The sequence below is a fragment of the Acrocarpospora pleiomorpha genome (assembly GCF_009687885.1).
Lineage (GTDB): Bacteria > Actinomycetota > Actinomycetes > Streptosporangiales > Streptosporangiaceae > Acrocarpospora > Acrocarpospora pleiomorpha.
In genome coordinates this window covers 1-20828 of sequence record NZ_BLAF01000045.1, presented here as the reverse complement: position 1 = coordinate 20828, position 20828 = coordinate 1, and the positions used below count along the sequence as shown (strand labels likewise).

Genomic DNA, 20828 nt, shown 5'->3' with positions numbered 1-20828 from the left:
CGCACTCTGTGAACGTTCACAGACTTCCATGCGGAGGCCCCCTATGCGTACCAAACGCCTGGCCATAGTTCTCGCCACGATGCTGGCCGCCGGATGCGGTGGCGCGGCCGAGACACCTGCGGAGACACCCGCGGCGGCGCCCGCCACGTCGGCCGCCGCAGGCCCGGTATCCCTCACCTACTGGACCTGGGCCCCCAACATGGACAAGATCGTCGAAGTCTGGAACCAGGCGAATCCGGACATCAAGGTCACCGTCAGCAAGCAGGCGGGCGGCGACGACGCGGCCGCCAAGTTCCTCACCGCCGCCAAGGCCGGCAACGCCCCCGACCTGGTGCAGGCCGAATACCAGCACCTGCCGTCGTTCATCGCCGCCGACGCGGTCGCCGACATCGCCGCCGAGACCGCCGCCGTCAAGCCCGAGTTCAGCGACGGCCTCTGGGGCCTGGTCACGCTGGGGACCGGGAGCGTCTACGCGATCCCGCAGGACAGCGGCCCGATGATGCTCTACTACCGCAAGGACCTCTTCGAGAAGTACGGCATCAGCGTCCCGAAGACCTGGGACGAATACGCCGAAGCGGCCAGGACCGTCCACAAGGCCGACCCGAAGGTCTACCTGGGCAGCTTCTCCAGCAAGGATCCCGGCTGGTTCGCCGGGCTCGCCCAGCAGGCGGGCGCGCAGTGGTGGTCGATCTCCGGGGACGCGTGGAAGGTCGGCATCAACGACGCCGCCACCACGAAGGTCGCCGACTTCTGGGGCGGCCTGGTCCAGGAGGGCGTGATCGACGACATGCCGTACTTCACCCCGGAGTGGAACAAGGCGCTCAACGACGGCACCCAGCTGAGCTGGCCGTCGGCCGTCTGGGGGCCTGGTGTGCTGGAGAGCAACGCGCCCAAGGGCAAGGGCAAGTGGGCGATCGCGCCGCTGCCGCAGTGGAACGCCGGGGAGAACTTCAGCGGCTTCTGGGGTGGGTCGTCCACCGCGGTGTCGGCGGGGTCCAAGCACCGGGCTGCCGCGATCAAGTTCGCGACCTGGTTGAACACCGATCCGCAGGGGCTCGATCTGCTGGTCAAGGAGGCGTTCGTGTATCCGGCCGCCGGTAAGGGGCAGGCCGCGCTCGGCACTCCCCCGGCGTACTTCGCGGACAGCCAGCCCGACTTCTGGCAGCAGGCGGCGACCATCGGCGCCACGGCGCGCGGGTTCACCTTCGGGCCGAACGTGGGCGTGACGTACAACGCGTACAAGGATGCTTTCGACAAGGCGTTGCAGGACAAGACCGCGTTCAGCGGCTCGGTCACCACGATGCAGGACAAGACCGTGGCGGACATGCAGAAGTCCGGCTTCACGCTGGCGCAGTAGATGGCCCGCACGCGTGGCGGCGCTCGGCGGAGCGCCGCCCCCTACCTGTTCCTGACCCCCGCGATCGTGCTGTTCACGCTGTTCCTCGCGCTGCCCATCGGCTACACCGTGCACCTGGCGCTGCGGCGGACCCAGGTGTCCGGGCTCGGCCTGGGCAAGGGGTCCCGGCGTGAGGTGTTCGTCGGCCTCGACAACCTGCGCGCGGCCGTCACCGACGGCGAGCTGTGGGCCGGCTGGTGGCGGGTGCTCGGCTACGGCGCGCTCGTGCTGGTCGTCATGCTCGGGCTGGCCCTGCTGTTCGCGCTGCTGCTGGATTCGGCGCACGTGCGGCTGGCACGATTCTCCCGGATCGCGATCTTCCTGCCGTACGCGGTGCCGGGTGTGGTGGCGTCCTTGTTGTGGGGGTTCCTCTACCTGCCGAGCCTGACGCCGATCGGGGGGATCGATTTCCTGAGCGCTTCGGCGGTGACGTACTCGATGGCGAACGTGGCCGTCTGGGGTGGGACCGGATTCAACATGCTCGTGCTCTACACGAACCTGCGGGCGATCCCGCGCAGCTACTACGAGGCGGCGCGCATGGACGGCGCGTCCGAGCTGGCCATCGCGCTCCGGGTGAAGATCCCGATCCTGGTTCCGGCGATCATCCTGACCACGGTGTTCTCCATCATCGCCACCATTCAGGTGTTCACCGAGCCGACCACGCTGCGGCCGCTGACCAACACGATCAGCTCGACCTGGAGCCCGTTGATGAAGGTGTATCGGGACGCGTTCGTGACCGGTGACCTGTATTCGGCGGCGGCGACGTCGCTGGTGATCGCGGCGGTGTCGCTGGTGTTGTCGTTCGGGTTCCTGCGGGTGGTGCGCGGGCGCGCGTTCGGGGAGGGCCGGTGAACCGGCGGCCGGTGGGGGTGCTGCCCACGGGGTTGCTGGTGCTGGGGGCGATCTACTGCCTGCTGCCGGTGAGCTGGGTGCTGATCTCGGCGAGCAAGTCTCCGGGTGAGCTGTTCACGCTGGGGACGCTGACGCCGGGGACCGGGCTGGTGGAGAACGTGCGGGAGCTCAACGCGTACCGGGATGGGGTGTTCTGGCGGTGGATGCTGAACAGCGTCGGGTACGCCGGGGGCGGCGCGTTGTTGTCCACGCTGGTGTCGGCGGTGTCCGGCTTCGCCCTGGCGAAATATCGGTTTCCGGGGCGGAATCTCATCTTCAATGTGCTGATCGGCGGGATCCTGGTGCCGTCGGTGGTGCTGGCGGTGCCGCAGTACCTGCTTTTCTCCACAATCGGGATGGCCGACACCTACTGGGCGGTCCTGCTGCCGCAGATCCTGCATCCCTACAGCATCTATCTGGCCCGGGTGTACGCGAGCGCGGCCGTACCCGACTCGCTGCTGGAGGCCGGGCGGATCGACGGCGCCTCGGAGGGGCGGCTGCTCGGGCGGGTCGCGCTGCCGCTGATGGTGCCCGGCATGGTGACGATCTTCCTGTTCCAGTTCGTGGCGATCTGGAATAACTTCCTGCTGCCGTTCCTCATGCTGGGCGACGACGGCAAGTTCCCGCTGACCGTCGGGCTCTACACACTGCTCGCCGCCGGAGCCAACCAGCCCTCGCTGTACAACCTGATCATCACTGGCGCGCTCTTGGCGATCGTTCCTCTGATCGCGCTGTTCCTGACCATGCAGCGCTACTGGCGTACGGACCTGTCCGGCGGAGCCCTCAAGGGCTAGTGGAGAATGCCAGTGTGAAGAGGCCGACAATCCACGACGTCGCCGCGGCGGCGGGTGTCTCGCGGGGGACGGTCTCGCGCGTGCTCAACGGGGACCGCTACGTGAGCACCGCCGCCCGCCTGGCGACCGAGCGCGCGATCGCGGAGACCGGATATGTGGTGAACCGCAACGCCCGTAGCCTGGTGACCCAGCGCTCGGGTTCGGTGGTGATGGTCCTCTCGGAACCCCACGAGACCATCTTCGAGGACCCGAACGACAGCACCGCGATCCGGACCGCGATCCGGCGTCTCGCCGAGCGGGACCTGTCGCTGGTGATGATGATCGCCGGAGACGCCGGGGACCGCGAGCGGGTGCTGCGCTACGTGAAAGGCGGCCACGCGGACGGGGTGCTGCTGCTGTCCACCCATGCCGGGGATCCGCTGGTGGACGCGCTGGACGGGCTGCGCATTCCGGCCGTGTCCTGCGGCGCGGTGATCGGGCGCGAGAACGTCATCCCCTTCGCGGCCTGCGACGAGCGGGGCGGCGCGCGGCAGATGACGCGGTATCTGGTCGAGCAGGGCCGGAAGAAGATCGCGATGATCACCGGGCCGATGGACACGCCCGGCGGGATCCAGCGGCTGGAGGGGTTCACGGACGTGCTCGGGCGCAAGGCGTCCAAGAAGCTCATCGAGCACGGCGACTGGACCCGGGGGAGCGGGGAGAGCGCGATGGCGCGCCTGTTGGAGCGCTCCCCTGATCTTGACGCGGTCTTCGCGGCCTCGGACGTGATGGCGTCCGGAGCGTTGTCGACGCTCCGGGCGGCGGGGCGGCGCGTGCCGGAAGATGTGGCCCTGGGCGGTTTCGACGACTCCGCGGTGGCGATGTCCACCCATCCGGCGTTGACCACGATCCGCCAGCCACTGGCGGAGATCGCCGAAGAGACGGTGCGAATCCTGCTGGACCTGATCGACGGCGCGGAACACGTGCCGTCCGTGACGGTTCCCACCCAGCTGATCGTCCGCGATTCCGCTTAGCCGCGGATATCGTAGGCTGAATCTCGCGTGTGATGGGCAGGAGGCTGAGGTGGCTGAGGTGATGGTGGCCGAGGTGATGGCCGAGCTGGCCGGGCTCGAGGACCCGAAGGCACGCGAGGTGAACGAGAGACACGGTGACGATCACGGTGTGAACCTCAGCAAGCTGCGCGCGCTCGCGAAGCGGCTGAAGACGCAGCAGGAACTCGCGGGCCGGCTCTGGGAGACGGGTGACACCGCGGCGAGACTGCTGGCGATCCTGATCTGCCGCCCGAAGGCGTTCGAGCGTGACGAGTTGGACGTCATGGTGCGCGAGGCGCGCACGCCCAAGGTGCACGACTGGCTCGTGAACTACGTGGTGAAGAAGAACCCGCACTCCGAAGAGCTGCGTCTGGCCTGGTTCGCCGATCCGGATCCGGCGGTCGCGAGTGCCGGCTGGGCGCTGACCACCGAACGCGTGGCGAAGAAGCCCGAGGGCCTCGACCTCGAAGGACTGCTCGACGTCATCGAGGCGGAGATGAAGGACGCCCCGGATCGCCTGCAGTGGGCGATGAACCACTGCCTGGCTCAGATCGGGATCGAGCGCGCCGAGCACCGCGCCCGTGCGATCGACATCGGTGACCGCCTGGAGGTGCTCAAGGACTACCCGACCTCCCCGGGCTGCACGTCTCCGTTCGCGCCCATCTGGATCAACGAGATGGTGCGCCGGCAGCACGATAAGTAGGTTCGCGCTCCCGCTCGTGCCGCTATCCCCTCAGAAGGCGAAGGTTGGTGGGGGTTTCAGCGGGGAGGTGGGCTTCTCGGCCGTTGACTGTGGCGGTGATGGTCTGGCGGGCGGTCAGGGTGGCTTCGATTCCCTTGGGGGACCAGGCCAGGTGGTCGATTCTGATTCCGGCTCTGGCCAGGAGGCCCGTTACCTCGCCGGATGGCCAGGGGCAGGCGGGGAGGAGGTCGATGTGGGCCTCGTGGGTGGAGCGGAGGAGCATGGCGGCGATCAAGGCGGGGGTGCCGCCGCAGATGTCGACGTTGAAGATGGCGTCGCGGTTGTGGGTGGAGACCAGGTTGGGGCGCCAGTAGCGGGTGCTGAGCAGGGTCAGTGCCTCATCGGCCTCGGCGGTCATGCCCAGGCCGGCGGCGGCGAGTCCGATCTGGACCAGGCCGAAGGCCATCTCATCGGAGTCGGCGCTTCGCCACCATTCCAGGCGTTTCTGTACGGCTCGTGCGCCCGCCTCGGCGAGGTGGAAATCGGGTTCGTACCAGAAGGGGTAGAGGTGTGAGGCGTGGCGGTGGGCGTGGTTGTCCTTGATGTCCCATGCCCATTCGGCGAGTTCGCCGGTGGGGGCGATGCGGTAGGAGGGTAACCGCCGCGCCAACGTCTCCCAGCGGGGGCGGGGATCGACGCGGCGGAGATTGGTGAGCAGGTCGCGTACGGCGGCGAGGTCCATGGTGGCGTTGATCGCGGCTTGGGTGGTTTCGCCGGGAGGGGCGTTCTCCGGGGAGTACGAGGGGGCGAAGTTGTCCTGGGGATCAAGGAAGTCCTCGTAGAACGTGGCGGCTTCGGTCATGAAGGGGAGGGCTCGGGTGTGCAGGAAGTGGGTGTCGAGGGTGTGGCTGTAGTAGTCGAAGTAGAGGCGGGAGAGCCAGGCGGCTCCTGCCGTCCAGAAGGTCTGGCACCAGCGGGGGGTGAAGTGGTTCTGGCGGCCGTGGGTGGAGAGGTGGACGGGGGTGAGGATGCCGCGGCAGCCGTACAGGTGGTGGGCGTTGGTGCGGAAGTCGGGGAGGAAGGAGTCGAAGAGGTCGAAGACGGGCAGTAGGAGTTCGGGCGTTCCGGTGCTGAGCAGGGCGGCGACGGCGGATTGCAGGTTGCCGTCGATGGTGTAGCCGGACTGCCAGGCGGGGTGGTTGGTGCCGGACCAGACGCCTTGCAGGGTGGGCGGGAGGTCACCGACGCTGGAGATGATCGCGTAGCGGCCTGCGGCGTAGAGGGTTTCGATGAGTTCTTCACCGCCCTGGACGAGGGTTTCTTCCGCGTTCACGATGGCCTGCTGGAGGCGGGGGCGGTCGACGAGGTCCTCGGTCTCTTCCACCCTCGCGGTGGTTTGCAGGCGGTCGGGTTCTTCCGCGTTCACGGTGGCTTGGTGGGGGTTGAGTCGGAGGTGGGAGCGGTGGAAGAGGTTACCGTGGATGGGTGTGTGGCGGGTTAGGAGTTCGTTGAAGGGTGCGGGCGGGCGTGGGGTGCTGGTGGGAAGCGGGTCTGTGGTCATGGTGGTTCTGGCGGTGATCGTTACTGAGGTGGCGCTGCGGATCTCCAGGCGGGTGCCAGTGGTCCAGAGGTGGCCGCCTTGTGCGTTGACTTGGCATTCGACCTGGTAGATGGGGGTGTTCAGGCGCAGGGTGAAGGCGCTGGTGATGGTGGGGGTGGATTCGATGGGGGTGTTTTCGGGTGGGGAGAGGGTGAGGATGCCGCTGACGTCGCCGGTGAGGCGGATCGCGATCACGTCGTCGGGGCGGGAGGCGAACACTTCCTGGGTGAGGCCTGGCCAGCCTTGCGTGACCAGGCCCGACGCGAAGTCACATTCCCGGAAATATGGTGAATCGCTGGTGAGTGGGTGGAATGTGAGGACCGCCGAGGGGACCAAGGGGTCGATCTGGCGGAGGTCTGTGTAGTCCGGGTTTTCTTCGATGGCCAGGGCGGTTACTTGGTCGGCCGCTTGCTGGTACGCGCCGGCGTACAGGAGGGAACGGAGTTCGGGCAGGATGCGCGCGGTGTTCGGGGGGTCGAGCGGGGGCACGAGCGGGAGGAACAGGCGTTCGTGGGAGAACGTGATGGACAGGGCGTGCGGGCCGCCGTACACGAGGGCGCCCTGACGGCCGTTTCCGGTGATCAGGGCATGTTCCCAGTCGTCGGCGGGGGTGGACGAGGTGAAGCCGTTGACACCGGATATCATGGCAATTAGTTTGACCTCCATCCTAATGGGCGGCAAGAGGTGGGCCGATGCGCTACGGCGGCGACTACAACCCCGAGCAGTGGCCCGAAGAGGTCTGGCATGAAGACGTCGCCCTGATGTGCCAGGCCTCGGTCAACCTCGTGACCGTGGGCGTCTTCTCGTGGTCTCGCCTGGAACCCGTGGAAGGGGAGTATGACTTCGGCTGGCTCGACCGCGTGCTCGACCTGCTGGCCGCTAACGACATCCAGGTCAATCTGGCCACGCCGACCGCGTCCCCGCCGCCGTGGTTCAGCCTGGCGTACCCGGACGCGCTCACCGTCACCGCCGATGGGGTACGGCTCACGCACGGCAGCCGGGACACTTACTGCGTCAGCGCTCTGCCGTACCGGACGGCCGCGAAGCGGATGGCGACGGCGCTGGCCGGGCGGTACGGCGAGCACCCCGCGCTGGCGATGTGGCATGTGCACAACGAGTACGGAACGTGGTGCCATTGCGATCATGTGGCCGGCGCGTTCCGGGAGTGGCTGCGGCGGCGGTATGGGGCGCTGGACGTGCTCAATGAGGCCTGGACGGCCGATTTCTGGAGTCAGCGTTATTCGGACTGGGCGCAGATCACGCCGCCGCGGAAGACGCAGTATCTGGCCAATCCCGCTCAGTTGTTGGATTTCCGGAGGTTCCTCTCGGATGAGATGCTCGCGTGTTACGTGGAGCAGCGGGACATCTTGCGGCCGACAGGGGTGCCGGTGACCACGAACTTTGTGTTCGGTGGGTGGGTTCCGGCTGATCACTGGCGGTGGGCGGAGGAAGTGGATCTCGTCGCCATTGATGACTATCCGTCGGGGAATGCGGAGGAAGAGAGCGCGTTCGCGGCCGATCTGGCGCGGTCGTGGGCGCGGGGGCGGCCCTGGTTGTTGATGGAGCAGGCTGCGGGGGTGCGATACACCGGAGGGCGAATGATTCCCAAAGAGCCTGGGGCGCTGGCGCGGCATTCGATGCAGCACATCGCCCGAGGTTCCCAGGGCGTGATGTTCTTCCAGTGGCGGGCTTCCCGGGGCGGTGCCGAACAATGGCATCACGGCATGGTTCCCCACGCAGGCCCCAGCTCCCGCACGTTCCAGGAAATATCGGCATTAGGCAAGACGCTCACTGAGCTTCCTGATCATGTCCCTGGGATCGACGCCAAGGTCGCGATCCTCTGGGACTACGAAGCGTGGTGGGCGCTGCAATCCCCGGGCCTGCCCTCGCCCGACCTCGACTACCTCAAACCAATCCGCCAGGCCCACCGCACCCTGTGGCGACGCGGAATCATCCCCGACTTCGCCCACCCATCGGACGATATTTCACAATACGAAACGATCCTCGTCCCGAGCCTGTACCTAATCACCAGTAAATCCGCCGCCAACCTCACCACGTTCGTGCAAAACGGCGGCACCTTGATCGTCTCCTACTTCACCGCCCTGGCCAACGAACACTGCCAAGTCCACCTGAACGGCCACCCCGGCGCCCTCCGCCACCTCCTCGGCATCTCAATCGACGAATTCACCCCCCTAACCGAACCAATCCCCTTGCTCGCCAACCACGCCACCCCGAACGCGACGCCCTCGCACGCCCACTCCCCCGACCCGAACCCCCTGCTCCCCCAGGACGGTGACCCGACCTGGAACGTCCAGCTCACCGGCATGATCTGGAGTGAGAACGTCCGTCTCGTGGGTGCCGAGGCGGTGGTCACATATTCCAGCGGAACCCCGGCGATCACCCGCAACCGCTACGGAGCCGGGACAGCCTGGTATCTGTCCACCCAGCTCGATGACGACGGCTACGCGGCGCTGCTCACTGCGGCGGGGCTGCCCGTCGCCTCCGCCCCTCCCGGCGTCGAGGTCATCCGGCACCGCGACGGGACCGTTTACGCGATCAACCACACCAAGGACGCCGTCCACGGCATCGCTCCCAACCCCCTGCCGCCAGGCGGTTTCGCGATATTCAATGACCCTTGCCGCTGACCTGCCCAAACGTGAACTGGATCAGGAATGGCAACTTATCGGGCTCTTGTTGGACTTTCAGGTGGATGGCACGGCGGCCTACCGTCCCCGTGCCAGTCCCGATGGCTGGCCGAGGCGGCCTGGGACAACATCCCGGCCCGGCCTCAGCGCCCCGGCCTCATGTCCGCGCGGTCGGGGCGCACTCCAACCAGACCGGCAGGCGCTGTCAACCAGTTGCGACCGGCAACCGTCCTCTTCAGGCAACGGTCAAACTCTGCAAGTAAAAAACAAGGGGACGGCAAACACGAGGGCGCATAGTCTGCTCAAGTCACCGGAAGGAGGGCGATCATCATGGCCATTCAAGGACGCCGCCGACGAATCCGCATTCCCAAGTCACGGATCCGACGCTCACGGATAGGACGCAAGGTGGCCGACCTCGACCTCCGTTCCCCCTCCGGTCGCCTGCTGCCGTTCTAAGCGCTTTACAGCAGTTTTATGCCACCCTCTGTAGAAATTTCATGTTAGGTAACGAAATCATCACGTCCGGGGGGATAGCGATGCTCAAGGTGGTGCCACCACTCGCCAAAGTGAGAGACATCCGGTCTGCCCTACGCCGGCGACCCAGCGCCAAACTCACGCCCACCACCCACGACACCAAGGTCATCCACCTCCACACGTACCGGCACGCCAAGATCATCCACTTCCCCCAGCGCCACGACCCCACGACAGTGGCCTGACGCGACCTTTTCATTCGGTGATGATTCCGGGGTCGCTCATGCTCGGCTGGCCGTTTTCCACGTGTCCGGCCACGCGGCGGATGAAGGTCGGATCGGTGTCCGATGTGACCGTCAGGTCGTACCAGCCGTGGGTTGTAGCGAGCGGTGTCGTGTGCGTGATGCTGGCGCCCGGCTTCAGTGGGTATGTCGCTGGGGTCGCGACTCCGTAGGTGTCGGTGATCGTGAGCGCGCAGGGGGTGTCGCCGTTCGTGAGGGTGAGTTCGAGCGTCTCGTCACAGTGGACGCTGATCTCGGCCTGGCCCGGACCTCCTCCGAAGGTGCGCAGGAAACCGTTGGGGCCGTAGACCGAAAGGTCAACCTGAGGCCAGGCGCTTGAGAATGTTTTGCCGGATTCGACGGTGTACGTCCATGGGCCGCCTTCGCCTGTCACGTAGAACGTCGCCCCTGCCTCGCCTCGGCTCTCGAAGTCGATCACGAAGGAGCCGTCATCGGAAGTCCGTCCCTCGACACGCAGATCGTAAGGAAGCGCGCGGGCGGGGCGTAACCCTGGCTCCTGTTTGGGCAGCGCGGGATCGGCCGGCAGCGGCGTCACGTGATCGGGGTGACGTTTCCGGTCCTGCGGGGCCATACCGCTGGTGTCGGGGAGTGCCACGAGGGTCGCGTCCGCCCGGGTGAAGTCGAACGCGGAGGTGAGGTCACCGCACACGGCACGCCGCCACGGCGAGATGCCCGGCTCGTACACCCCGAAGCGCGCCTCCATGAACCGGATGATCGACGTCAGATCGAACACCTCGGAACACACCCAGCCGCCCTTGCTCCACGGCGACACCACGATCATCGGAACCCGCTGACCCAGACCGTAAGGCCCGTTCAGAAAGTCCCCGCCCCCCGTATAGATCTCACCGGTGACATCCACCGTGGATCCCCCCAACTCGGGAGACCCCGCCGGATAAGGCGGAACGACATGATCGAAGAACCCGTCGTTCTCGTCGTACGTGACGAGCAGCACGGTCTTGCTCCACACCTCGGGATTGGCCGTCAGCGCGTCCAGCGTCTGCGCGATATACCAGGCACCGTAGTTCGCCGGCCAGTTCGGATGCTCGCTGTACGCCTCCGGCGCGGCCAGCCACGACACCTGAGGAAGCCGCCCGCCGAGCACATCCGCCTTGAATACGTCGAACAGCCCTTCCCCGGCCTTGGCGTTAGTCCCGGTACGCGCCTTCTCGTAGAGCGGATCACCAGGCTGCGCGTCCCGATAGGAGTTGAAGAACAGCAGGCTGTTGCTGGCGTAGTTACCGATATAGGGCGCATGGTGGGTCCACCCCCAGTTACCCTCCGCGTCCAGACCGTCCCCGATATCCTGATAAATCCTCCACGAGACCCCGGCCTGCTCCAACCGCTCGGGATAGGTCGTCCACCCATAGCCGAACTGATCGTTCCGCAACACCGGACCGCCACCGGCTCCATCGTTCCCGGTATGCCCAGTCCACAGGTAGAAACGATTCGGGTCGGTAGGCCCGAGCACCGAGCAGTGGAACGCGTCGCACAGGGTGAACGCATCGGCCAGCGCGTAATGAAAGGGAATGTCCTCACGCGTGAGGTATGCCATGGTCCCCGCGGTCTTCGCCGGGATCCACCGATCGTATTTCCCCTGGTTGAACGCTTCGTGCCCGCTGTTCCACTCGTGGTCGAGATCCTCCAGGAACTTCCCGCCGAGCGGCCTCCCCTCAGGCCGGAAGGGCAACACGTCACGCGTACCGTCGGACTGATACCAGACCGGCTTTCCGCTCGGCAACACGACCGGCCGTGGATCGCCAAACCCCCGAACCCCGCGAAGCGCACCAAAATACTGATCAAAAGATCGGTTCTCCTGCATCAGCACAACGATGTGCTCGACGTCCTGAAGAGTCCCGGTACGGGTGTCGGGGGCGATGGCGGCGGCACGCGCGATGCTGTCCGACAACTGCATGGGGGATTTCCTTTGCCGTAGTAAGCGCCGATCAGGCAGCAGCCTAGCGACGGCATTTGTCAGGACAAAGCCCCATCTTCAGCGAGTCGCACGAAAAACGGTCGACCCACGAAGCTCATGACGATCCACCTTGCTGAACAAGCTGCTCAAAGCGTCATAAACGCGGAACAGCATGGGTTCAGGCAGACGCAGACGGCGGGTTATCCGAGACGGCCGAGTGCCGCCATGCCAGGCGATCACCAGCTGCCCGCCCGGCTTGAGAACCCGGTCGAGCTCCCGCAACCCCGCCTCCAGATCAGGCCAGAGCGCCACATTGTTCACACTGACCACCTGATCGAAGTAGTCATCAGGGAAGCCGGTCGCGTCAGCCGTACCAAGACGGAGATCCACCCGCCCCGCCCTGGACTTCCTGCGATTGCGAGCAGTGGCCAGGATCCGCATTTCTGGCGAAGGATCCACACCATAGACAGTTCCGGCACGAGCGAGCAGCGCGACAAGCCTCCCAGGCCCGTACCCCACTTCGAGCACGCGGTCATCGTGACCATTCGCGACCAGAGCGGCGATCTCCCGCTGCGGATTGGTGAGACTCATCACCCGCCCCGCCCAGCGCCCTCGACGGCCCTCCGGGAAAGCGAAAGGTGAACTGACAGGGCCTTCGACGGCCCAGCAACGTAGTTGCCTCATTTCCATGCCTTCAGGCTGGTGGTTCACCCGTAGCCCTTCGTCGGCCCGCCGGGCTTCACCGTGGCCGCCAGGAACTCCGCGAACGTGATCTTCCCGGTCTTGTGCTCCGGCGCCAGGTGTATCCCCGCGCGATAGGCGGCGGCCGTCTTCCCCGGCACCCAGATGGGAACCAGGATCCGCCTCCGCCCCGAAGCCCGCAGATAGATGTTGACCATCTCCCGCAACGGAAGCACCTCAGGCCCGCCCATATCGGGCACGCGCCCCGCCGGCGCCCCCAACGCCAGCTCGACCAGCCGATCGGCCACCTCCCCGGTGTCGACCGGCTGCACGCTCCACCCCGCCGGAACCGGCGCCACCGGCATCCGCGTCATCCCCTGGATCAGGAACCGCGCGAAATCATGGAACTGCGTCGCCCGCAAGATCGTGTACGGCAGTCCGGACGCCTCGATCATCCTCTCGACCTGGTACTTCTCCTGGTAATACCAGAACGGATGCCGATCGACCCCCACGATCGAGATGTAGACCAGATGCGTCCCCGGCGCCGCCGCATCGATCAGACGGCGGGTGCCTTCCAGATCCGAGCCCTTGGTCCGCGGATCGCTGGCCAGGTGCAGGATCGTGCCCACCCCCGCCACGGCCGCGGCCACCCCCTCGCCCGTGGTCAGATTCCCCTGGTACGCCCCTGGCTTGCGGCTCAGCACCCGCACCTCGCGAGTCCCGTCCTTCAGCCGATCGACCACCTCACGCCCGAGAGCGCCGGTGCCACCGGTGACAAGTATCGATTCGTTCATGACCCTAAGAACCGGTCAGCCGCCCGGGATGTGACAGGTTCTGGGAATTCAGTTGCCGTGCGACATACCGGAGTTTGTCGGGATTAAGGACCGAACGCAGAACGAAGATCCGCTCTCCGTCCGTTTCGAACGCTGCCACTAAGACAACCCTTCCCCCGACCCTCGCAACCAACCCTGACTCACCGTTGACCTCGGCAAACGTCAGCTCGGCGTGGACGGAGGCCTTTCCGGTCACGCCCACCATGTAGCGCGCGACCTTGGCGGATCCGAGCACCGCCCGCAGAGCGGCGCTCACCTGCCCGCCCCCGTCCGACCAGGCCGTCACGTCGGCCGCCAGGACCCGCTCCAGCGCGGCCAGATCGCCGTCGTTGGCGGCCGTCAGGAACCGTTCCACGATCGACCGCCGCCGCGCCGCCGGGACCTCGAACCTGCGTCGTTCCCCCAGCCGGCGCTGGGCTCGGCCGTGGAGCTGGCGGCAGTTGGCCTCCGACAGGTCGAGCACGGCGGAGATGTCGCGGTAGCCGTACGAGAAGGCTTCGCGCAGCACGAAGACGGCGCGTTCCGCCGGCGTCAGCCGTTCCAGCAGGAGGAGGAACGCCATCGACACCGATTCGCGGAGCAGGGCGGTTTCGGCGGGCGGATCCGGGTCGGTGAGGATGGGTTCCGGCAGCCATGGGCCGACATAGTGCTCGCGACGGGTACGCGCGGAAGTGAGACGGTTGAGACACATGTTGGTGACCACTCTGGCCAGCCATGCCCCCGGCGCCTGAATCGCCTCTCGCGTCGCACCGTTCCATCGCAGGTAGGCGTCCTGAACGACGTCCTCCGCCTCGGTCGCGGACCCCAGCATCCGGTAGGCCAAGGCGAACATTCTCGACCGGTGTTCCTCGAACTCCGCGCCAGGGTCGTCAAACACGAGCCTCAGTCTGTCAGGATGGAGGGGTGAGCCCATCCCCGGCCGTGGTCCAGCCCGACCAGGAACTGATCATCGAGATTCTCAACGAGCTCGATATCGAGTTCACTTTCGACTCAGACGGCGACCTCGCCATCTCCACCGACGCGCTCACGGTCTTTTTCCTGTTCGGCGCGGAAGGTGACCTCTTTACCATTCGCACCTTCTACGACCGGCACTACTCGATCGACGAGAAGCCCCTGCTGCTGACCGCCCTGAACGAGTGGAACACCGACACCATGTGGCCGAAGGTCTACGCCTTCACCCCCGACAACGGCATCATCCGCGTCATCGGCGACGCCCAGCTCTACATCGGCGCCGGCGTCACCCGCGAACACCTCACCACGATCGTCGCCCACTGGGTCCGCTTCGCCATAAAATTCCACCGCTGGCTCAGCGACCGCCTCTCCTTCGAGGTCGACTGAGCGCCTCGGACGTGAACTCCGCGGGATACGGCGACCTCTCGATCGCCTGTTCGGTGGTGATTCGCCCTTCCTGGAACAACCGGCAGAGTTCCGCGACCTGAGCGATCTCTTCCCGTTGCATCCTGGCGAAGTCGGCGGCGACCGGATCTCCGTGGCCGGGGACGAGGGTCGTGGGCTCGAGCGCGAGGACACGATCCAGCGCTTCTGGCCAGGCATCGGGAAACGCGTCACCGAACGCGGGCGGAGCACCTTGTTCCAGCAGGTCTCCCGCGAACAGCACACCCGCGTCGGGAACATGAACTACCAGATCGTGCCCAGTATGTGCGGGCCCAGGATGGATAAGCCGGACTATTCGCCCACCCAGCTCGATGTCACCTTCCGGCGCGGACCTGGGGAGAACGATTCGCGCACGCCTTATTTGCTCGGCTATTTCCGGCTTGTTCTCTTTTTGGTAGCGAGCGACCCATTCCTTCCGCTGCCGCTCACCCTTCTCCTCCAGCTCCCGACGGCACGCCGGATGCGCCCACACCTCACAGGGCTGAAACGCCGCAGTACCAAAAGCATGATCGAAATGCGCGTGCGTAAGCACCACCGACCAAGGCAGCCCAGTCAGCTCCCTGATCGCCCCCGCGGACGCGGCCCCCTGAACCTCATCACCCCCGGTGTCCACCACCAGACAGGCCCGCTCACCGATAACCAGCCCCAACGAGAGATCCAGCTCAGCATGCCGCCGAACCCAGACCCCCTCACCCACCTCGACCCACCACGCCTCGGCCACCCGGAGATTCTAGGCCGGACGGCACAGCGAAGGCGGGACGCCCACCTCCGTAAAGGTGATCCGCACTGACCGCGATTGCGCGGGACTTTCTGGTACCCGTACGGCTTCGGCTCACCTGGGCCGAAGAGTTGAAGGGGTGGCGAGATTGCCCATCTCGCCACCCCTTCAGCCGGAAACTAGCTGCAGCCGCTGGTGCTGCCGCAGCCCTCGCAGACGTAGCAGCTGCCGGCGGGGCGCATCTTGGTGCCGCAGGTCATGCAGAGGGGGGCGTCGGCGGTTCGGCCCTGGTGGCTTTCCAGGGAGTCGACCTGGGAGCGGGTCGGGGTGGGGAGGGCGGTGGGGCGTGGGGTGGGCTTCTCCTCGATGGGGGCGGATTGGGCCAGGGCGGCGGTGTCGACGGGGTCGGTCAGGGTGGTGGGGTCTTCGCCGCGTTGCTGGGCCGAGCGTTCGGCGGCGGAGAAGATGCCCAGGGCGGCCCGGTCCTCGTACGGCAGGTAGTCCAGGGCCAGGCGGCGGAAGATGTAGTCCATCACGGACTGGGCCATGCGGACGTCGGGGTCGTCGGTCATGCCGGCGGGCTCGAAGCGCATGTTGACGAATTTCTGGGCGTAGGTCTCCAGCGGAACGCCGTACTGCAGGCCGATGGAGATCGCGACCGAGAAGGCGTCCATGACGCCGGCCAGGGTGGAGCCCTGCTTGGACATCTTCAGGAAGACCTCGCCGAGGCCGTCCTCGGGGTAGGAGGAGGCCGTCATGTAGCCCTTGGCGCCGCCGACCGTGAAGCGGGTGGTCAGGCTGGGGCGCTGGGCGGGCATGCGGCGGCGGGTCGGGCGCGGAACCTCGATGACCTTGACCTCGGGTTCGGCGGCCGCCTCCTCAGTCTTCTTGCCGGCGACCGAGAGCGGCTGGCCGACCTTGCAGTTGTCGCGGTAGACGGCCAGCGCCTTCAGGCCGAGCTTCCAGCCCTCCAGGTAGACCTGCTCGATGTCGTCCACCGAGGCGGATTCCGGCAGGTTGACGGTCTTGGAGATGGCGCCGGACAGGAACGGCTGGGTGGCGGCCATCATCCGGACGTGGCCCATGGGGGCGATGGCGCGCTCGCCCATCGCGCAGTCGAAGACCTCGTAGTGCTCCGGCCGCAGCCCAGGGGCGTCGACCACGTGGCTGTTCTCGGCGATGTACTCGACGATCGCCTCGACCTGCTCCTGCTGGTAGCCGAGCTGCCGCAGCGCACGCGGGATCGTCTGGTTGACGATCTGCATGGAGCCACCGCCGACCAGCTTCTTGAACTTGACCAGGGCCAGGTCAGGCTCGATGCCGGTGGTGTCGCAATCCATCATCAGGCCGATGGTGTTGTGGCTCACCATGCCGTTCGCGACGTAGGTGACGTTGTCCGGCACCGACAGGTCATATGTCGGCTGCACACCGCCGTCCTCATTGACGGACACCGTCTCGAAGGCGTAGTCGAGCACACGAGCCAGCCGCATGTCGGGCGTCTCTTCGAAGAGCAGCCTGGCGACCATCCGAGGTACGCCGCCCGTCCTTCGAATCGACTGAAGCACCGCTTCACGTGATCCGTGGCCCTTCGGGACCAGTTCCTCCCAGACCTCGCGTGGCAGGAACACATGGTCCTTCTTGGCGGACGATCCCGGCTCCAGGAAAGCCAGCAGCTTCGCTTTCCGCTCACCGATGAACCCGATGATTTCGTCGTAGTTCAACGCGTGGTCCAGATTGCGGAGCCGGACCTGGAAGATGTCGCCGCCGAAGCCGGAAACCGTCTTTCTGGTGGTGGTGACGAATCCCAGCGAGAGCAGCAGCGTACGGATCTCGTCGGCGAAGGACTCGGAAGCCGTCGAGACGCTCGGCACGCCTTCGAGCACCGTGCCGTCGGCCTCGAACAGGCCGCGAAGGAACGCCGCATAGATTACGGCGTCGTTCGTCTCGAGAATGGCCGATGGCACGCGAGGGGTCCACCCCTTGCCGCTGTGGTCGAGCCCCGGCAGGTCCTTGGCGAATCCGGAGGCCTGCCACCAGCGCGCCAGCCGTACAGACTGGAGCACGACCTCGTGGTACCCCTCTTGCTGAGTGACTACCGGCTCCAGGTTGAACAGTTCCTTGGAGATGATCCGCAGCCGATCGACCACGTCGAGGTCGGAGTCCGCGACGCAGAGGCGGATCCCCTTGGCGTGCAGGCTGCCATCGCCCATGAAGTAGCCGACCAGTTCCGCCAGCTCCTCCGTCACCGCGTCAGGAACCCGCACCGCGCGGTCTCCCGCGTAGTACGCCTGATCGAGCACCGGAAGCACCACCGGCCGCGGCTCGCCGACCAGAGTCCGAGTCTGCAGCGGCAGCACATCACCTTCGGCGATGTCGGCGAGACGCTTCCACATCCACTCGCCGCTGTCCTGATCGACGACCTTGACCCGGTGCGTCAGCGTGCCCTGGATCTTGTAGCCGCCCTCCGTGCGGATCAGCCGCGTCGGCTCCTCACCGTTGACGAAGAACTTCGTCGCCTGGCGAGGGCCCTCGTCCGTGGACACCGTCATGGTCACGTCCTGCCAGCGGTCGCCGTACACATCGCCGATCTCCGACAGCCGCACGAGACCGCGGTCTGTCGTGATCAGGGTGTCGCCCGTCAGGCAGCCGGTGGGCGCGAGCAGCGAGGCCTGGGCGTTGCGGTAGCCGTGCTTGTCGCCCAGCTTGAGGCAGTCGGCCCACTGCTTGCCGGCCTCGGTATGGATTGCGCGGTCCATCGCGCCGACCGTGCGCAGGTCGTCGTTGGCGGCGGCGTGCTTACGCATGACCCGCTTGTGCGGCTCGGCGTTCCGCTGATATCCGTCGTACGGCCCGACGATTCCGGCCAGTTCGGCGGAGCGGCGGTAGGAGGCGCCGGTCATCAGCGAAGTGATCGCTCCGGCGATGGCCCGGCCGCCGTCGGAGTCGTACGCGTGGCCGGTGGCCATCAGCAGCGCGCCCAGGTTGGCGTAGCCGATGCCGAGCTGCCGGTACGCCCGGGTGGTTTCGGCGATCTTCTCGGTCGGGAAGTCGGCGAAGGTGATCGAGATGTCCATCGCGGTGATGATCAGCTCGGTCAGCTTGACGAAGTTCGGGATGTCGAAGGTGTCGTCATCCTTGAGGAACTTGAGCAGGTTGATCGAGGCCAGGTTGCACGACGAATTGTCCAGATGTACGTACTCTGAGCAGGGGTTAGAAGCGGTGATCCGGCCGGTTTCCGGGCAGGTGTGCCAGTCGTTGATCGTGTCGTCGTACTGCACGCCGGGGTCGGCGCACTCCCAGGCGGCCTGGGCCATCTTGCGGAAGAGCTCGCGCGCCTCGACCTTCTCGATGACCTCGCCGGTCAGCCGGGCCCGCAGGCCGAACTGCTCGCCGTTCTCCACGGCGCGCATGAACTCGTCGGAGACCCGGACCGAGTTGTTGGCGTTCTGGTACTGCACGGAGACGATGTCCTTGCCGCCCAGGTCCATGTCGAAACCGGCGTCGCGGAGGGCGCGGATCTTGTCCTCTTCGCGGGCCTTGGTCTCGATGAACTCCTCGATGTCGGGGTGATCGACGTCGAGGACCACCATCTTGGCGGCGCGGCGGGTGGCGCCGCCGGACTTGATGGTGCCTGCCGAGGCGTCGGCGCCGCGCATGAACGAGACGGGGCCGCTGGCGGTGCCCCCGCTGGAGAGCAACTCCTTGGAGGAACGGATCCGGGACAGGTTGACCCCTGATCCGGAACCGCCCTTGAAGATCACGCCCTCTTCCTTGTACCAGTCGAGGATGGACTCCATCTGGTCGTCGACGGCCAAGATGAAGCACGCTGAAACTTGCTGAGGTGACAGGGTGCCGACGTTGAACCAGACCGGGGAGTTGAAGCTGAACAGCTGGTGGACCAGCGCGTGCTTCAGTTCGTGGTCGAAGATCTCGGCGTCTTCCTCGGTGGCGAAGTAGCCGTGTTCGATGCCGGTGCGGGTGTAGACCCCGACCACCCTGTCGACCAGGGCCTTGAGGCTCCACTCCCGTTGGGGGGTGCCCACGGCGCCGCGGAAGTACTTCGTGGTGACGATGTTGGCGGCGTTCACGGACCAGAACTCGGGGAACTCGACCCCGCGCTGCTCGAAGTTGATCGAACCGTCCCGCCAGTTCGTCATGACGACGTCACGGCGCTCCCACGTGATCTGGTCGTACGGATGGGTGCCCGCCGTGGTGAAGATGCGCTTCATCTTCAGGCCTTTGGCGCGCGTCCGCTTGCCCCCGCGTGTGGACGTGCCGTTGACGGTCTCCGTCATGACTCCCCCTTCCAGGGCCTTCGCCCCTCGTATTCCAACCCGTTTGTCGTAAAGCTTGTCTACTTTAAACAGAAAGTCTTGATCTAGACTGACCCGAAGTCGATACCTGCGAGATCGCGCTTCTTTGGTCCAGATCGGCCATTTCTGGTGTAAATGATGTGCCGTTGGTCTTGAATTGTCGTTTGAATGTGTCGCAATTTGAATGTGTCGCCGGGTGCCCGCGAGAGGCGGTGCCCGGCGGAAGTTCAGTCGTTCGCGACGGCTCGGAGCCGTTCTATCTCGGCCTCGAAGTCGGCGAGGGTCTCGAAGCTGCGGTAGACCGAGGCGAACCGCAGGTACGCCACCTCGTCCAGTTCGCCGAGAGGGCCGAGGATCGCCAGGCCCACCTCGTGTGAGGGGATCTCGGCGGTGCCGGTGGCCCGGATGCTCTCCTCCACCTTCTGACCCAGCTGGGCCAGCGCGTCCTCGCTGACCGGGCGTCCCTGGCAGGCTCTGCGGACCCCGGCGACCACTTTGTCGCGCGAGAATGCCTCGGTGACCCCGCTGCGTTTGCTCACCATCAGCAGCACCGTCTCCTGGGTCGTGAACCGGCGGCCGCATTCCGGGCACGTCCGCCTGCGCCGGATGGCGCCGCCGTCCTCGGTCGAACGGCTGTCGACCACCCGCGTGTCAGGATGTCGGCAGAACGGGCAATGCATAACGCCCGCCTCCTTCCGGTTCAACTCCCCCGCGTCACCCCTGCTTCCCCGATCCGGCCCTCTCATCGGCCCTGGCACCGCTCGTGCCACAGGCCAGGTCATGGGACGCTCACGCACGCCCCACAGAGTGCTGTGGTGCGGGCAAGGAAACACAATAGGTGGTGAACTACATCGGTGTAATCACTAGATGTTGTGGTCCAAACCTAGAAGCAGCCAGGGTTGATCGCAAGTCGGCAACAGCGATCCAACCGGAGATCCCACCGAACCGGCAGCTCAACGGAACGTCTACGGCGAACCGTCGGGCGTGTCGAGCACACTGTCAGCCACCACCTTGAAACACCTTGCCGGACTTCCACCCTTTGGCACACTCAGCCCGGACCTCCCGCAAGCCCGGAACCAGCGGGACTCCCCCGCCCATCCGCCCACGAAGCCGCTCTCACGCAAACTTTCCGCATTCGCGGGACTGACCGTGGTTCTCCCACCC

General features: G+C 66.1%; 16 protein-coding genes. 8 read left to right on the top strand and 8 right to left on the bottom strand.

The annotated features are described in order from the left end of the window. Positions 1-43 precede the first annotated feature (43 nt). The 5 genes from Aple_RS33200 to Aple_RS33180 all read left to right on the top strand — a co-directional run bounded on the left by Aple_RS33200 (position 44) and on the right by Aple_RS33180 (position 4815). Complete coding sequence (locus tag Aple_RS33200) at positions 44-1357, top strand: ABC transporter substrate-binding protein (RefSeq protein ID WP_155348683.1); 1314 nt, start codon at positions 44-46, stop codon at positions 1355-1357. After that, the gene (locus Aple_RS33195; protein WP_155348682.1) at positions 1358-2248 is read left to right on the top strand and encodes a carbohydrate ABC transporter permease; all 891 of its coding nucleotides are present in this window, start codon (positions 1358-1360) and stop codon (positions 2246-2248) included. After that, positions 2245-3081, top strand: coding sequence for a carbohydrate ABC transporter permease (locus Aple_RS33190; RefSeq protein WP_155348681.1), 837 nt, complete (start codon positions 2245-2247; stop codon positions 3079-3081). Before Aple_RS33195 ends, Aple_RS33190 begins: the two co-directional genes overlap by 4 nt. Positions 3082-3095: 14 nt before the next feature. Beyond that, positions 3096-4094 (top strand): LacI family DNA-binding transcriptional regulator, encoded by a 999-nt coding sequence (locus tag Aple_RS33185; RefSeq protein ID WP_218038613.1) that lies wholly within the window; start codon positions 3096-3098, stop codon positions 4092-4094. A 61-nt stretch (positions 4095-4155) separates the two neighbouring features. Continuing rightward, complete coding sequence (locus tag Aple_RS33180) at positions 4156-4815, top strand: DNA alkylation repair protein (protein WP_155348737.1); 660 nt, start codon at positions 4156-4158, stop codon at positions 4813-4815. 22 nt (positions 4816-4837) lie between these two features. Here the strand turns inward: Aple_RS33180 and Aple_RS33175 are convergent, their stop codons facing one another. After that, the gene (locus Aple_RS33175) at positions 4838-7039 is read right to left on the bottom strand and encodes a glycosyl hydrolase family 95 catalytic domain-containing protein (RefSeq protein WP_170321770.1); all 2202 of its coding nucleotides are present in this window, start codon (positions 7037-7039) and stop codon (positions 4838-4840) included. Between the two features lie 47 nt (positions 7040-7086). Between Aple_RS33175 and Aple_RS33170 the strand changes: the two genes are divergently transcribed. Both Aple_RS33170 and Aple_RS33165 read left to right on the top strand, forming a co-directional pair. After that, the gene (locus Aple_RS33170) at positions 7087-9039 is read left to right on the top strand and encodes a beta-galactosidase (protein WP_155348678.1); all 1953 of its coding nucleotides are present in this window, start codon (positions 7087-7089) and stop codon (positions 9037-9039) included. A 536-nt stretch (positions 9040-9575) separates the two neighbouring features. Next, entirely contained in the window at positions 9576-9755 is a 180-nt protein-coding gene (locus tag Aple_RS33165) for a hypothetical protein (RefSeq protein WP_155348677.1), read from the top strand. A gap of 10 nt (positions 9756-9765) precedes the next feature. On the opposite strand, the gene Aple_RS33160 is transcribed toward Aple_RS33165, so the two are convergent. The 4 genes from Aple_RS33160 to Aple_RS33145 form a co-directional block, all read right to left on the bottom strand. Continuing rightward, entirely contained in the window at positions 9766-11724 is a 1959-nt protein-coding gene (locus tag Aple_RS33160) for a phosphocholine-specific phospholipase C (RefSeq protein WP_155348676.1), read from the bottom strand. Positions 11725-11802: 78 nt separating this feature from the next. After that, on the bottom strand, positions 11803-12315 hold the full coding sequence (locus Aple_RS33155) for a class I SAM-dependent methyltransferase (protein ID WP_246264952.1): 513 nt from the start codon (positions 12313-12315) through the stop codon (positions 11803-11805). Positions 12316-12431: 116 nt separating this feature from the next. Next, complete coding sequence (locus Aple_RS33150) at positions 12432-13199, bottom strand: SDR family oxidoreductase (protein WP_155348675.1); 768 nt, start codon at positions 13197-13199, stop codon at positions 12432-12434. A 4-nt stretch (positions 13200-13203) separates the two neighbouring features. Then, complete coding sequence (locus Aple_RS33145; RefSeq protein WP_246264951.1) at positions 13204-14115, bottom strand: RNA polymerase sigma-70 factor; 912 nt, start codon at positions 14113-14115, stop codon at positions 13204-13206. A 26-nt stretch (positions 14116-14141) separates the two neighbouring features. Here Aple_RS33145 and Aple_RS33140 point away from each other — a divergent pair, with 26 nt between their 5' ends. Then, positions 14142-14576, top strand: coding sequence for a YbjN domain-containing protein (locus Aple_RS33140; protein WP_155348673.1), 435 nt, complete (start codon positions 14142-14144; stop codon positions 14574-14576). Here Aple_RS33140 and Aple_RS33135 read toward each other — a convergent pair. The 3 genes from Aple_RS33135 to nrdR all read right to left on the bottom strand — a co-directional run bounded on the left by Aple_RS33135 (position 14545) and on the right by nrdR (position 20344). Beyond that, entirely contained in the window at positions 14545-15354 is an 810-nt protein-coding gene (locus Aple_RS33135; RefSeq protein ID WP_155348672.1) for an MBL fold metallo-hydrolase, read from the bottom strand. The genes Aple_RS33140 and Aple_RS33135 overlap by 32 nt on opposite strands. A 176-nt stretch (positions 15355-15530) precedes the next feature. Continuing rightward, positions 15531-19646, bottom strand: coding sequence for a vitamin B12-dependent ribonucleotide reductase (locus Aple_RS33130; protein WP_155348671.1), 4116 nt, complete (start codon positions 19644-19646; stop codon positions 15531-15533). 245 nt (positions 19647-19891) lie between these two features. Then, the gene (gene nrdR, locus Aple_RS33125) at positions 19892-20344 is read right to left on the bottom strand and encodes a transcriptional regulator NrdR (RefSeq protein WP_155348670.1); all 453 of its coding nucleotides are present in this window, start codon (positions 20342-20344) and stop codon (positions 19892-19894) included. Between the last annotated feature and the right edge of the window lie 484 nt (positions 20345-20828).

Bases quoted from the DNA above. Each gene is read 5' to 3' on its own strand.
- Aple_RS33200 (WP_155348683.1), top strand. From the start codon at position 44: ATGCGTACCAAACGCCTGGCCATAGTTCTCGCCACGATGCTGGCCGCC.
- Aple_RS33195 (WP_155348682.1), top strand. From the start codon at position 1,358: ATGGCCCGCACGCGTGGCGGCGCTCGGCGGAGCGCCGCCCCCTACCTG.
- Aple_RS33180 (WP_155348737.1), top strand. From the start codon at position 4,156: ATGGTGGCCGAGGTGATGGCCGAGCTGGCCGGGCTCGAGGACCCGAAG.
- Aple_RS33175 (WP_170321770.1), bottom strand. From the start codon at position 7,039: ATGATATCCGGTGTCAACGGCTTCACCTCGTCCACCCCCGCCGACGAC.
- Aple_RS33170 (WP_155348678.1), top strand. From the start codon at position 7,087: ATGCGCTACGGCGGCGACTACAACCCCGAGCAGTGGCCCGAAGAGGTC.
- Aple_RS33165 (WP_155348677.1), top strand. From the start codon at position 9,576: ATGCTCAAGGTGGTGCCACCACTCGCCAAAGTGAGAGACATCCGGTCT.
- Aple_RS33160 (WP_155348676.1), bottom strand. From the start codon at position 11,724: ATGCAGTTGTCGGACAGCATCGCGCGTGCCGCCGCCATCGCCCCCGAC.
- Aple_RS33155 (WP_246264952.1), bottom strand. From the start codon at position 12,315: ATGAGTCTCACCAATCCGCAGCGGGAGATCGCCGCTCTGGTCGCGAAT.
- Aple_RS33150 (WP_155348675.1), bottom strand. From the start codon at position 13,199: ATGAACGAATCGATACTTGTCACCGGTGGCACCGGCGCTCTCGGGCGT.
- Aple_RS33130 (WP_155348671.1), bottom strand. From the start codon at position 19,646: ATGACGGAGACCGTCAACGGCACGTCCACACGCGGGGGCAAGCGGACG.
- nrdR (WP_155348670.1), bottom strand. From the start codon at position 20,344: ATGCATTGCCCGTTCTGCCGACATCCTGACACGCGGGTGGTCGACAGC.